This window comes from Azospirillum sp. UENF 312511 (genome assembly GCF_058780635.1).
The window spans coordinates 769,562-783,215 of the sequence record NZ_JBSNCG010000005.1; the positions used below are offsets into that span (position 1 = coordinate 769,562).

General features: G+C 68.1%; 11 protein-coding genes. 6 read left to right on the forward strand and 5 right to left on the reverse strand.

Annotated elements, in window-relative coordinates:
- Positions 1–137: 137 nt before the first annotated feature.
- Positions 138–275, reverse strand: a complete 138-nt coding sequence (locus ACWPN7_RS31950; protein WP_160174856.1) for a hypothetical protein — start codon at positions 273–275, stop codon at positions 138–140.
- Between ACWPN7_RS31950 and ACWPN7_RS31955 the strand changes: the two genes are divergently transcribed.
- The 3 genes from ACWPN7_RS31955 to ACWPN7_RS31965 all read left to right on the forward strand — a co-directional run bounded on the left by ACWPN7_RS31955 (position 216) and on the right by ACWPN7_RS31965 (position 4,751).
- On the forward strand, positions 216–3,281 hold the full coding sequence (locus ACWPN7_RS31955) for a PAS domain-containing protein (protein ID WP_492273746.1): 3,066 nt from the start codon (positions 216–218) through the stop codon (positions 3,279–3,281). The two genes, ACWPN7_RS31950 and ACWPN7_RS31955, sit on opposite strands and share 60 nt — an antisense overlap.
- A 146-nt stretch (positions 3,282–3,427) precedes the next feature.
- On the forward strand, positions 3,428–3,616 hold the full coding sequence (locus ACWPN7_RS31960) for a hypothetical protein (protein ID WP_040136190.1): 189 nt from the start codon (positions 3,428–3,430) through the stop codon (positions 3,614–3,616).
- 157 nt (positions 3,617–3,773) lie between these two features.
- A complete protein-coding gene (locus ACWPN7_RS31965; protein WP_459197024.1) occupies positions 3,774–4,751 on the forward strand; it encodes a hypothetical protein in 978 nt (325 codons plus the stop codon).
- Between the two features lie 40 nt (positions 4,752–4,791).
- On the opposite strand, the gene ACWPN7_RS31970 is transcribed toward ACWPN7_RS31965, so the two are convergent.
- Complete coding sequence (locus tag ACWPN7_RS31970; RefSeq protein WP_459197023.1) at positions 4,792–5,442, reverse strand: class I SAM-dependent methyltransferase; 651 nt, start codon at positions 5,440–5,442, stop codon at positions 4,792–4,794.
- A 158-nt stretch (positions 5,443–5,600) separates the two neighbouring features.
- On the opposite strand from ACWPN7_RS31970, the gene ACWPN7_RS31975 reads away from it, so the two are divergent.
- A complete protein-coding gene (locus ACWPN7_RS31975; protein WP_459197022.1) occupies positions 5,601–5,930 on the forward strand; it encodes a hypothetical protein in 330 nt (109 codons plus the stop codon).
- 30 nt (positions 5,931–5,960) lie between these two features.
- Here ACWPN7_RS31975 and ACWPN7_RS31980 read toward each other — a convergent pair whose 3' ends face one another.
- Positions 5,961–6,290, reverse strand: coding sequence for a hypothetical protein (locus ACWPN7_RS31980; protein WP_040136188.1), 330 nt, complete (start codon positions 6,288–6,290; stop codon positions 5,961–5,963).
- A gap of 125 nt (positions 6,291–6,415) precedes the next feature.
- Positions 6,416–8,026 (reverse strand): ribonuclease J, encoded by a 1,611-nt coding sequence (locus tag ACWPN7_RS31985; RefSeq protein WP_247891437.1) that lies wholly within the window; start codon positions 8,024–8,026, stop codon positions 6,416–6,418.
- 465 nt (positions 8,027–8,491) lie between these two features.
- On the opposite strand from ACWPN7_RS31985, the gene ACWPN7_RS31990 reads away from it, so the two are divergent.
- Positions 8,492–9,826: a BON domain-containing protein gene (locus tag ACWPN7_RS31990; protein WP_459197021.1), complete on the forward strand. Its 1,335-nt coding sequence runs from the start codon at positions 8,492–8,494 to the stop codon at positions 9,824–9,826.
- Between the two features lie 57 nt (positions 9,827–9,883).
- Here the strand turns inward: ACWPN7_RS31990 and ACWPN7_RS31995 are convergent, their stop codons facing one another.
- The gene (locus ACWPN7_RS31995) at positions 9,884–11,680 is read right to left on the reverse strand and encodes a glycoside hydrolase family 15 protein (RefSeq protein WP_459197020.1); all 1,797 of its coding nucleotides are present in this window, start codon (positions 11,678–11,680) and stop codon (positions 9,884–9,886) included.
- Between the two features lie 202 nt (positions 11,681–11,882).
- Here ACWPN7_RS31995 and ACWPN7_RS32000 point away from each other — a divergent pair, with 202 nt between their 5' ends.
- Positions 11,883–13,382: a right-handed parallel beta-helix repeat-containing protein gene (locus ACWPN7_RS32000; protein ID WP_459197019.1), complete on the forward strand. Its 1,500-nt coding sequence runs from the start codon at positions 11,883–11,885 to the stop codon at positions 13,380–13,382.
- Positions 13,383–13,654 lie beyond the last annotated feature (272 nt).

Genomic DNA, 13,654 nt, shown 5'->3' on the forward strand with positions numbered 1-13,654 from the left:
TTTCAATTACCATCGTATTCTGGCAGTCTTTCCCCGCAGAAGGGTGGAGTAGGGAGATACGGGTGAAGACCAGCGAGCCGGACCAGCGGCCTGGATGGTCGGCGCGTCGGTTGTCGATTCTTTTCCTTGTGGTTGCATTACCGCTGATCGCCTTTGAAGTGCACAACATCCTGGAATTGCGCAAGTCCCGGGAAGCGGAAATCCGCACGGAGTCGATGCAGCTTCTGGATCAGGTCGAATCCGAGCAGCAGCGCATCGCCGACGACATCGAACACGTTTTGGTTGCTCTTACAGAGATGGGGATAGGGCAACTGTCTCCAGCGGCCTGCCAGGACACACTTCTTCGGATCAAGGCGAAGTTTCCCCCGTATCTGGCGGTGAGCGTCAGCAACCGGTCCGGGACCATCTGGTGTTCCACCGAACCGCAGGCGCGCGGCTTCTCGGTCGCCGACCGCAGCTATTGGCAGGAGGCACTGGCCACGGGGGAGCAGACCAACGGAGCCACCCTGACTTCGCGCACCACGGGACGCCCCTCCATCCCCTTCGCGCTGGCCTACAAGGGCGAGAACGGCGTTCCGGCGGGGGTGGTCGCGGTGCTCCTCGACACCACTTGGCTGAACCTGTTCCTTCGCGAGAAGAGCCTGCCGGAGGATTCGGAGGTGGTGATCGCCGACCGCTCCGGCATCGTCCTGGCGCACCAGCCCGAAATGCCGGACACCATCGGCCGACCGCTGCACACGCCTTACCAAGCCCTGCTGGACCGGGGCGAGCGGCGTGTGGTCGAAGAACCCGGCCCGGATGGCCGGACGCGGATCACGGCGGTGTCCCCGCTGGCCGCCGGCGTCCCCAACCTCTACGTCCATGTCAGCCTGGACAAGGACGAATCCATGCGGCCGGTGAACGCGGCGGCACGGCGCACCCTCGTCATCTTCGCCGGGCTGTTCCTGTTTGCCGGACTGACCGCGGGCTGGAGCCTGTGGCGCTTCCTGCGCGCGCATGAGCTGGCGCGCAGCAACGCGCTGCGCATGGCGGCGGTGCTTGGCAGCACGGTGGATGGCGTGATCGAGCTGGATCGTGACTGGCGTTTCACCTACCTGAACGACAAGGCGGTTTCCCTGGTCGCCCAGGGCCGCGACCTGCGCGGCCAGTCGCTGTGGGACGCCTTTCCGGAACTGGTGGACACGCCGCTGTGGCATCAGGCCCATCAGGCGATGGCTGAGCAGATGCCCACCGACGCCGAGTTCCAGGGTGCGCGCACCGGACGCTGGTTCTGGATGCGGGCCTTTCCCAACGCGGACGGCATTTCGGTCTATCTTCTCGACATCACGCGGCGGCGCCAGGCCGAAGACGATCTGCGCAAGAGCAAGGATCGGCTGAGCCTCGCCCTGGAATCGGCCATGGCGGGCTCCTTCGACTGGAATCTGACGACCGGCCGGGGCCACTGGTCGGAGGAAACCTTCCGCATCTTCGGTCTGGACCCGGCCGTGCACGAGGCGACCAGCGCCGTTTGGCGGTCTGTGGTCCATCCCAACGATTTCGACATCGCCACGCTGAGGGCCCAGACGGAAATGCTCGCCGAGCGGCGTGCCTACATCCGGCTTGAATACCGCATCATTCAGCCCGGCGGCGCCGTCCGCTGGGTCTCGTCGATCGGGCGCGTCAGCTATGGCCCGGACGGCGTGCCGCTGCATTTCAGCGGCCTGAACCTCGACATCACCGAACGCAAGGCGCTGGAAGAGGCGCTGCGCCGCAGCGAGGAGCGGCTGACCATCGCGCTGGCCGCGTCGGAGGCCGGCATCTGGGATTTCGACCTGCGTGACCGCACGCTGGCCTGGTCGGACGGCATGTACCGGCTGTACGGCGTCACTCCGGACAACTTCAGGCCCGGCGAGGACAGCTTCTTCGAACTGGTCCACCCGGCCGACCGGGACTTGGTGCGCCGGTTCACGGAGGACGTGCTGGAATCCCGGCGCTCCGACTACCGGGGGGAGTTCCGCATCCTCCATCCGCGCGGCGGGGTTCGTTGGATCATGGCGATCGGGCGCCCCGTCTACGAAGGTGGCCGTCTGGTCCGGCTCAGCGGATTGAACATCGACATCACCGGGCGCAAGGCGATGGAGGAGGCCCTGCGCGACGCCAAGGCCAAGGCCGACGAAGCCAACGTCTCAAAATCGAAGTTCCTGGCCGCGGCCAGCCACGACCTGCGCCAGCCACTGCAATCCGCCCTGCTGTTCGCCGGTGTCCTGCAACGCCACGTCGATCCCGACAAGGGCCGCAGCCCGCTGGCCTCGCTGGAACGCGCGCTGGAGACGTTGAAGAACCTTCTCGACAGCCTGCTGGACGTGTCGCGCCTGGATGCCGGTGTCATCACCCCGCAGATCGTCACACTGCCCCTGCGCCCGATGCTGGAGGAGATCGAGGCGGCCTACGCCCCCATCGCCTCCAGCAAAGGGCTGGAATTCGCCGTCGTCCACCCTGCCCCGGAGCTGGCGGTGCGCAGCGACCGGCTGCTGCTCGGCCGGATGCTCCGCAATCTGGTGGAGAACGCCATCCGCTACACCGAGACGGGCTATGTCCGCGTGTCCTGCCAGGCGTCGAACGGCAGCGTCCGCATCACCGTGCAGGACAGCGGCATCGGCATCTCCGCGGAGCAGCAGACCAAGGTCTTCGAGGAGTTCCATCAGGTCGCCAACCCGGAACGCGACCGCAGCCAGGGGCTCGGGCTCGGGCTGGCCATCGTGCAACGGCTCTCACGGCTGCTGAACCATCCGGTGTCGGTCCGCTCCGAACCGGCCCATGGCTCGGTCTTCACCATCGAGGCGCCGCGCGCCGCCGCCCCGGCCGTCTCCCTTCCCGTTCCCGAAGCCGAGGCCGCCCCGTCCGGTGATGGACGTCTGGCCGTTCTGGTCGAGGACGACGTGATCGTCCTGATGGGATTGCGGACCATCTTCCAGGAATGGGGGTACGAGGTCGTGGTGGCCGGCTCCGCGGAGCAGGCGTTGGAACGGCTGCGCGGGCTGGACCGCCGGCCCGATCTGATCATCGCCGATTACCGGCTGCGCAACGGCCGGATCGGAACGGACGCCATCGTGCAGATCCGTGGGCTGGTCGGATCGCCCGTCCCCGCCATCATCCTGACCGGCGAGATCGGCACCGACTGCGACCGCGACGCGGCGGCGCTCGGGCTCGCCGTGGTGCGCAAGCCGATCACGCCGCGGCAGCTGCAAAGCGCCATCCAGGACCTTCTGAACCACGATCCGCTGAGCCAGACCGGGGACTGAGCGCCTGCGGAGACCGGGGGACGGTGGACAAAAAGCGGACCAGCCTTGACGGGGCAGTGGCCCTGCCCCATATTGTGCACTGCAACATAACGATAAGCCCTTTCCCGAGGGGGAGACGCCTTCTCAATCCTTTGAGGAGGTCCCTTATGAACACGCCTTCGACTTTCGCGTCCGCCCTTCCCTCCGAACGCGACCTGCAGCTCATCCGCCGCAAGGCCGCACAAATGCGCGCCGACCATCTCCGGTCCCTGCTGGGCCGGTTGGCCGCGTTTCTGAAGGGGCGGACGGCTGACCTCGATCCCCACCGCCTGGACGGTGGCCGCGCCGCCGGCTGACGACGGACGGCCTTCGTTTTTCCCTGACACAGCGGCAGCAACGCCCCGCCGCCCCCGGCAGACCGTCTGCGGGGATGCGGCAGCGGGGCTCGCCCGGCGGCGGTCCGCGACAGCGGCGCCGTGCGGGCCGATTGTTCTTTGGTTGGAGTTTTATAACATGCGGAAACAAGCGGTCGCCCTGGGCGGCTTCGGTGGGTTCAACCTGCACGGCGCGGGCGTGCTGGCGGCGCTCGACCGCCTGGAGCGGATGCCCGACCTGTTTACGGTGACCTCCGGACAGATCGTCGTGCTGGCCGCCTGGCTGCGCGGCGAGGACGTGCGCCGCCTGCTTCTCGAACACCGGGGGGCGTCCGGCGGGCTGCTCCAGGCCTGGCAGACCGCCCTGTTCGGGCACAAGGGCGTGTTCCGCCCGGTGCTGGGCGAGAACGCGCGGCGCTGGCTGGATGTCCCGCTGTCGCCCTCGGCGGTGCTGGAGCGGCTGATGCCGGCCCGCCAATACGCCCCGGTGCGCGACCGCGACACCGTGGCCGAGATCGCCCGCACCCTGAACGAGGCCGAGGTCGGCGTCGTCTTCAACACCTACGACTTCCGCTCGGGCAACGGGCTGCTGCACGGCAACGCCGCCGCCCGCCGCCTGATGGCCGGGGAGGTCGGGCTTGAGGATATCACCGCGGACGCGGTGGAAAGCGCCCTCTGGCTCTATCTCTACGGCTTCGAGGAGGCCCCCGGCGGGCTGATCGACGGCGCCTATCACCGCAGCATCATCCTGTCGGAACTGCACGGCTTCGACGAGGTGACGGTGGCCGCACCCTTCCCGGTTTCCTGGATCGGGCCGGTGCCGCGCAACCAGCTGGAGGTGGAGAACTGGAAGATCCGCCAGTGGTTCGCCAACTCCTATAAGGCGGAGGTCGCGCGGCTGCGCCGGGTGATCGAGCTGATGGAGCGCGGCACGCTCAACGACCCGGCCTACCGCATCCGCTCGCTGACCGAGCTGCCGCTGCGCCGCCATTACGGCTACTTCGACTATTTCACGGAGAAGGCGGAGGTGTTCGACGACGCGCTTGCCCAGGCCCTCGACCATTTCGGCAGCGGCCCGGCCCATAAGCAGGCCCACACGCAGCGGCGCGCCGGCTGACCGACTGATCTGTTGACCGGGTGACGGACGGCCCGCCGATTCAGGCCGCGCGGGCCTCCACCAGCTTCACGCAATCGCCCATCACGAAGCGGCTGTCCACCGCCCCCAGGCCGGCCTGCGGCAGATGACCCTCGTAGCCGGCGGTGTAGCGGGCCGCGAAGGCAAAGCTCAGCCAGGGCGACACCACGCGCATCCACAGCCGGCCCGCCGAGCGCTCCGACTGGGTGTAGTCGAGGATGCGCAGCGTTCCCTCCGGCTTCAGGATGCGCCGCATCTCGCGCAGCACCGGCAGCTGAAGCTCCTCCGGCAGGACGCAGAAGACGAAGGTCGCCACCACATGGTCGAAATGGCCGTCGGGGAAGCCGGTGGCGGCCAGATCCAGCACCTGGAAATCCACCGCCCGTCCCAGCTTCTCTGCCCGCTTGGCGGCGCGGGCCAGCATGGCTTGGCTGGCGTCCACCGCGGTCACGCGGACGCCGGCGGGGTAGAAGGGGATGTTGCAGCCGGTGCCCGCCCCGGCGTCGAGGATGCGCCCGGACAGGCCGTGAAAGGTGCCCCGGCGCAGCCGCCGCTTCCACATCACCTCGTAACCGAGATCCAGCGCGTCGTAGAGCGGGGCGATGCGTTCGTAGGTGCGCACATAGCCGGTCTGCACGGTTGGGCCGGTCTGCATGGTTGGGCCGGTCTGCATGGTTCGAGACTCCCCCGAAGCGGCCCGCAAGCGCCATGAGCGCCGATGGCCGGAAGCGCGTTTCGCCTGTTCTTCCTTTCATAGCAGGCGAATGTGACGGATCATCGCGCCTGGGGTTCGAAGCCCATAGACGGCCCGACAAACGGAATGGAGATGGCATGGATGCGCTGAACCCGGCGGCGGAGGCCCGCCGTCAGGCCGGACTGGAAATCCAGGCGCTGGCCGAGGATTTCGAACAGAGCGACGAGGCCGCCTTCCTGCGGATGCGCATCATCGGCGGGGTGGTGGCGGGGGTGGTGACGCTGGTCCTGCTGGTCCTGCTGACCGCCGGGGCGGACTGGCGCTATCTGTTCGGCTTCTGGGTGGTGATCGTCGGCTTCATCGGGATCGGCTACGCCGTGTCCGTCCACCGCCAGCGGCAGCAGACCGCGCGGCTGCGCGCCCTGGCGACCCGCTGGCTGACCGGCGGAACCGTCCCGCCGACCTGAGGAAAGAGCCCGTCTGAGAAAAGGGTGGCGTCAGGAGGCGCGCGATCCGCGGCGCTTGCGGCGGCGCTGGAAACTCTGGATGCGTTCGATCACCTCGCCCATGTCCGCCGCCTCCTCCACCTCGCCGAGATGCAGGAGGACGCGGATGTAGGTGTCGATCAGGCCGAGGACGGCCTCCTCGTCGGTCACGCCGTAGGCCGCTTGGCCCAGGGCATCGACGATCAGGGTCCCGCTGTCGGCCAGCGCCTCGGCCACCTCGTTGATGGCGCGGTCGAGGGCGGTGTCGTCCCCCTCCGGCGCTTCCAGCACCGGGTCGAGGATGTCGGGAAAGGAAAGCCGGTCGGCGGGATAGCCAGCCATGGGCAACTCTCCAAGAAAAAACAGGGCCGTGAACCGGCCCCTGGTGCGCGCGAACGGAGGGCGGATATCCCCCTTCTGGTGATTCGTGGCCCGATGAATGGTGGCGGTGAGGAAGGATGGCCGCGTCAGGCGGCCATCGATTCCACGGCTTCGGTCAGAGCGTCCGCATCCTCCGCGACGGGCAGGCCCGTCCAGGGGATCAGTTCCCGCCCGGTGTTGGCGAGGCGCTTGGCCTCCATATGGCCGATCACCGCAGTGCCTTCCCGCGCGATCCGCAGGATGTCGCCGTCCTCCGGAACCAGCGCCCGTTCCACGCCGCAGGCGCGGGCGAGGCGGGCGTGGGCCTCCAGATGCTCGATGGTGCCGTGCACCGGCACGGAGAAGCGCGGGCGGATCAGGTCGTACATGCGGATCAGGTCGTCCCGCTTCGGGTGGCCCGACACATGCACCGGCGCGTCGGCGGGGGTCACCACCGTCACGCCCTTGGCCTTCAGATGGTCCTGCACGTCGGCCAGCACCACCTCGTTGCCGGGGATGGCGCGGGCGGAGAAGATCACCGTGTCGCCGCTCTCCAGCCACAGGTCGCGGTGGCCGTCGCGGGCGAGCCGGCTGAGCGCCGCCCGTTCTTCGCCCTGGCTGCCGGTGCACAGGAAGACGAGGTTCCGGCGCGGCGTCCAGGAGGCTTCCATGATGGAGATGAACTCCGGAGCCTTCTCCAGATAGCCGCTGGCGCGGGCCGCCTTCTCCATGCGCAGCATCGACCGGCCGACCAGCACCACCTTGCGGTCGTGGGCCGCCGCAGCCTCCGCCACCGCCTGCATGCGGGCGACGTTGGACGCGAAGCCGGTCACCGCGATGGCGCCCTTGCGCCCGGCGAAGGCCTCGATCAGGCCGGCGCGGGCGTCCGCCTCCGACCCCGTGGTGCCGTCGACGTTGGCGTTGGTGCTGTCGCACATCATCGCCAGCACGCCGCGATCGCCCAGCCGCTTCAGCGCGTCCAGGTCCATGGTCGGGCCGACCAGCGGGTGCGGGTCGAACTTCCAGTCGCCGGTGTGCAGGACCGTGCCGGCCTTGGTGTGGATCGCCACCGACACCGGCTCAGGGATCGAGTGGGTGACGGTGATGGTCTCGATGCCGAAAGGACCGATCTCGAAGGAGGCGCCCGGCTCGAACACCCGGATGCGGGCGTGGCGCAGGCCGCCGGACTCCTTCAGCCGTTCACGGATGACGTGGGCGGCGAAGGGGGTCGCGTAGATCGGGCATTCCAGCCCCGGCCACAGATGGTGGATGGCGCCGATGTGGTCTTCGTGGGCGTGGGTGACGACCAGCCCGACCACCTCGTCCATCCGCTCCTCGATGAAGGAGGGATCGGCCATCAGGCTGTCGACGCCCGGCGCCTCGTCGCCCATGAAGGCGACGCCGGCGTCCACGATCAGCCACTTCCCGGCATGGCCGTAGAGCGCCATGTTCATGCCGATGCGCGAGCAGCCGCCGAGCGGGATGAACAGAATTTCATCATGGCCCGGCACCGGACCGGGGACCGGCGCGCCCGGCGGACGGGTCGCCTTGGGGCGCTCGTAGGGCTTGGGGTTCTGGTTCTTCTGGAAACGCGGGCCGCCGGACTTGCCGCTGCGCACATCGCCAACAATCGTGTTCGGGCGGTTGCCGCCAAAATTCGAGTTCGGGCGGTTGCCGCCCTTGGGCGCCGCGCGGCGGCGCTTGTTATCAAACGTCATACGTCCTTCTTGCTTCACAACATCTCAGCCGGCATTCAACGCTGCCGGACGGGCGTGCATCGCGTGTCGATGCGGATCTCGGGGGTCTCCCCGGCCATCGGCGGCGCCAGGACCGTGGGGACGGGTCGAGGCAGCCGGCCGAACCGGCCAGGGAGAGCGGTGTTCGAGCCAGTAATCCAGATGACGACGCTGGTCAACCGCTGAATCATGACCCGGAAGGGGGTTCGCCGGTCGGTCACCCGAAGGTTACGGCCAACCGCCGGCGGTGTTGCACATATGTTTCCTTCGCCGCGGCGTTCAAGGGGGCGCCCGATGACGCCCCGGTTGGCTGGCCTGTGCGGGGCGCATGGCAAAAGGCATCGCCAAAGACATGGCAAAGCCACCGCCGGCCCGCGATCCTTCGCCGCCTTCCCTGTTGTTTGCGGACGCCCGGCGAACGGGCACTGTCCAAATGGGGAGCATCCCATGTCCGACTATGAATCCAGGTGGAGGAACGACCAGGGCGCCCGCCGCGACGACGACCGGTGGGAGCGCGACCGCCAACGCGGCGAAAGCCGCGAGTGGGGCGCCGGTTCGTATCAGAACCGTGGCCAGAACCGTGACCGTGACGAGTTCGGTCCGTCGAATTGGGGCCAGTCCGGCTCGAGCCAATTCGGATCCGGTCAGTCCGGCCGCTCCGGCATGATGGGCGGCGGTGGCCGCCAACCCGGCTACGGCTACGAGGGTCAGGGCCGCGAAGGCTATGACTATGGCCGTGACTATTGGCGCCAACAGGAAGGCAGGGGCGATTACGGTCAAGGCTCCTATGGTCAGAACTACGGCCAAGGCTCCGGCAGCCGCGACTACGGCCGCTCCGATTACGGCCGCTCCGATTACGGCCGCGATTACGGCCGCGATTACGGGTCCCGCGGCTCCTTCGGTCAGGGACAGCGCGACTGGCGCTCCCGCGATGATCGCCAGAATTATGAGGACCGTGGCGACTACGGCCAGGACTTCGGCTACCGCGGCGGCTTCGGCCGCTCCGATTACGGCAGCGGAGCTTACGGCGGCCGGGACTATGGCAGCCGCGACTACGGCGGCATGGAGTACGGGTCCGGGTCCCGCGGCTATGGAAACCGGGACTACAGCAGCCGTGACTACGGCAACCGCGACTACGGCCGGATGGGCTATGGCGGCGGCAGCGGCTCCGGCCGCAACGAGGAGCGCGGCTTCTTCGAACGGGCGGGTGACGAGATGGCCTCCTGGTTCGGCGACGAGGACGCCGAACGCCGCCGCCGCATGGACGCCCGCAACGACGATCCCGGCGCCCAGCACCATCGGGGCCGCGGGCCGCGCGGCTACACCCGCTCCGACGACCGCATCCGCGAGGATGTGAACGACCGGCTGACCGACGATCCCTACATCGACGCGTCGGAGATCGACGTGACCGTCAGCAACAGCGAGGTCACGCTGAGCGGAACGGTGGGCGACCGCCGGACCAAGCGCCGCGCCGAGGACATGGCCGAGACCATCTCCGGCGTCCGCCACGTTCAGAACAACCTGCGCGTCCGTGAGCGGACATTCGGCGGCACCGGCACCACCGCCGGGGCGTCGGCGATGGCCGGGCTCGGCGGCACCGGGTCTTCCGGCACCGGCATGAGCGGCTCGGGGATGGGCAGCACCGGCATGAGCGGGTCCACGACGGGCACGTCCGGAACCTCCAGCACCTCCGGGACCGGCATGAGCGGAACCTCCGGAACCACGGACAGCACCAGCCGTACCAGCACCTCCGGCAGCACCACGGGCAGCACCACCCGCTGACCGTGACCAACGCGCCCCTCCCGCCCTCACCGGCGGGAGGGGTTTTTCTTTGTTCCGTCAGTCCCCGTCCCGCCGCTGCTCCGCCGGCTTCTCCACGCGGGTCAGGTTGAAGGCGGTGTTGATCAGCGCGATGTGCGAGAAGGCCTGCGGGAAGTTGCCGACCAGCCGCTTCGCCGTCGTGTCGTACTCTTCCGACAGCAGGCCCAGATCGTTGCGCAGGGCGAGCAGCCTGTTGAACAGCGCCTCGGCCTCCGCTTGTCGCCCCTGGAGCACATAGACGTCGGCCAGCCAGAAGGAGCAGGCGAGGAACACCCCCTCCCCGTCGGGAAGCCCGTCGTCGGTCCTCTCCGTCCGGTAGCGCATGACGAGCCCGTCCTGAAGCAGTTCCCGCTCGATGGCGGCGACGGTGCCCTGGATGCGGGGATCGTCCACCGGCAGGAAGCCGAGCATCGGCAGCATCAGCAGAGCCGCGTCGACGTGGCTGGCGCCGTAATGCTGGACGAAGCTGTTCCGCTCCTTCGAATAGCCCTTGGCGCAGACATCGTCGAAAATGGCCTGGCGCAACGCTTTCCAGCGGCCCAAAGGCGCGTCCAGGCCGAACTTCTCCGCGCTCTTCACCATGCGGTCCACGGCGACCCAGGCCATCACCTTGGAATGGGTGAAGTGCTTTGCGCCGCCGCGCACCTCCCAGATGCCTTCGTCGGGCTGGTCCCACACCGATTCCATGTGATCGAGCAGGGCGCACTGGACCTGCCAACCTTCCGGCTTGATCTCGATGCCGCGCATCCGCGCCTGATGCGCCGCGTCCATCATTTCGCCATAGACGTCGAGCTGGAGCTGGGGGGCCGCGGCGTTGCCGACCCGGACCGGGCTCGCCCCCTCGTAGCCCGGCAGCCAGGGCACCTCCCATTCCAGCATACGGCGCTCCCCGGCGATGCCGTACATGATCTGGATCTGTTGGGGGCTGCCGGCGATGGTGCGCAGGCCCCAGTCGCGCCAGTCCCGCGCCTCCTGCAGATAGCCGGCGTTCATCAGCGCCAGCAGGGTCAGGGTGGCGTCGCGCAGCCAGCAGTAGCGGTAGTCCCAGTTCCGCACCCCGCCGAGCTGTTCGGGAAGCGAGGTGGTCGGCGCCGCGACGATGCCGCCGGTCGGACGGTAGGTCAGCGCCTTCAGGGTGACCAGCGAGCGCATCACCGCGTCCCGCCAGAGACCGCTGTAGGTGCAGCGCCCGCTCCATTCCGCCCAGAAGCGCTCGGTCTCGGCCAGCGCCTGCTCGGCATCGACCGGCTCCGGCAGCGGCAGGTGGGAGGGGGAATAAATCATCACGAAGCTGACGCTCTCGCCCTCCGCCACGGTGAAGTCGGCGACGGTGCTCATGTCCTCGCCGTGGATCGGGGCGCTGGTGTGCAGGACGACCATGTCCGGCCCGGCAATGGCGCGCAGCGTGTTCGGGCCGATCCGCGTCACCCATGGCACGACGTGCCCGTAGCCGAAGCGCAGCGTCAGGTCCATCCGCATGGCGACGCGCCCGCGCCGCCCGCGCAGGATGCGCACGATGTCCGACGCCTCCCCGCGCGGCGGCATGAAGTCGATCATGGTGACGGCACCCTCCGCCGTCTCGAACTCCGTCTCCAGGATCAGGCTGTCGCCGCGGTAGCGCCGGGTCGTGCGGGCGTCGGGGTCGCTCGGGCGCAGCAGCCAGCGCCCGTTCTCGGGCGTGCCCAGGAGTGCCGCGAAGCAGGCGTCGGAATCGAAGCGCGGCCAGCACAGCCAGTCGATGGAACCTTCGACGGACAACAGGGCTGCGGTCTCGCAGTCTCCCAGAAGGGCGTAATCCTCGATGCGGGAGGCCATGGCACGCTCTCGAACGATTGGGGGTGCCCTTTGGCAACGGCCTGCGCCCGCTCCGGTTCCCTCCGTCCGCGTCGCCGAGCCGACGAAGGTCGATCGTCCGGTTTGACGATTCTGGCCGCCGGACCAGCGTGGTAGCGTTTCCGTCCGCCGCCGCAGCCCGCCGCCGCAACCCCCTGCCGCAGGACGACGCATCGAGGCCATCATGGACACAGGACGCGCCACGCCCCGGCGGCATGCCCCCCGCCCCGCCCGCCTCGCGGCGATTCTCCTGACCTGCCTTCCGATGACGGCAACGGGGGCAGAGCCTCCCACCGTCTCCCTGCGGCCGGGCGCCGACATCCAGGCGGCGGTGGAGCGCCATCCTCCCGGCACGCGCTTCCGGCTGGAGGCCGGCATCCATCGTTTGCAGTCCATCGTTCCGAAGAACGACAACCGGTTTGAGGGCGCCCCCGGCGCCGTGCTGAGCGGAGCGCGGCGGCTCACCGCCTTCGTCCACCGCGGCCCCGTCTGGATCGCCCGCGGGCAGACCCAGAAGGGCCGGGTCAACGCGGCGGAGTTCTGCCGCTCCGGCTTTCCCCGTTGCGCCCATCCGGAGGATCTGTTCATCGACGACGCGCCGATGCTGCATGTGGGCAGCCGGTCCGCCGTCGGGCCGGGGCGCTGGTTCTTCGATTACGACGCCGACGAGATCGTGATCGGCGACGATCCCACCGGGCGCATCGTCGAGACCAGCGTCACCCCCCGCGCCTTCGGCGGCACGGCGTCCGGCGTCGTCATCCAGGCGCTGACCATCGAGAAATACGCCGCGCCCGTCCAGGCCGCCGCTGTGGACGCGGAGTTCGGCCCCGGCTGGACTGTCCGCAACAGCGTCCTGCGCCTGAACCACGGTGTCGGCGTCAACGCCGGCAACGGCAGCCGCATCCTCGACAACCGCCTCCTCGACAATGGACATGCCGGCTTTTCCGGGTCCGGGACGAACTTTCTGATCGCCGGCAACGAGATCGCCCGCAACGGCTATGCCGGCGTCGATTTCTATTGGGAGGGCGGCGGCGGCAAGATCACCGAATCCGGCGGCGGCGGACTGATCCGCGGCAATTGCGTCCACGACAATATCGGCGCCGGGATCTGGGCCGACATCGACGTGCACCGGCTGGTGATCGAGGACAATCTGGTCTTCGGCAACGCCGACAACGGCATCACCTACGAAATCAGCTACGACGGGGTGATCCGCAACAACCGGGTCGCCGACAACGGGCAGCGCGGCCAGGGCTGGTTCTGGGGTGCGCAGATCCTGATTTCCAGCGCGCGGGGCGTGAAGGTCTATGGCAACGACATCGACGTGCCGGGCGGATACGGCAACGCGGTGACGGTGGTGTCCCAGGACCGCGCGCCCTACACCCCCGCCGTCGGCAACGAGATCTTCGACAACCGCATCGTCATCCGCAACACCAACGCGCGCATCGGCGCCGTCACCGACGTGAACGCCGACAACGCCGTGGTCGCCGCCGGCAACCGGCTCTACGGCAACCGCTACCATCTGGCGGAACTGGGGGAGCGCGTCTGGTTCTGGAACGACGCGGAGGCCGACTGGAACGCCATCCGCGCCCAAGGCCAGGAAGTGGGCGGTGTCGTCAACGCCGGCATTCCACAGAAGACGCCGCTGAGCTGCCCTTCCATGGCTCCTATGGACAATGCTCGATGATCTTTCCTTCCGCCAATTCTTCCATAAAGAGAAAGAGGCAATCAAGCCATCACGCACAGGTTTCTCATCACTGTTACAGTTTTGAAAAAGTTACTAATTTGGAGGTACTTTGCGGATATCCGCGCACAGTATTATGATCTTGTTTGCGATTGACCGTCAAAACAGGCTGCGATGTTATAGGCTCGAAGCGGTCGTACAGACCTCTTGCAGCATCGCCTTCCCACTTGATCCGGTTCACTTGATCGAATAGGGCCAAGGTCTCCGCATCCGGC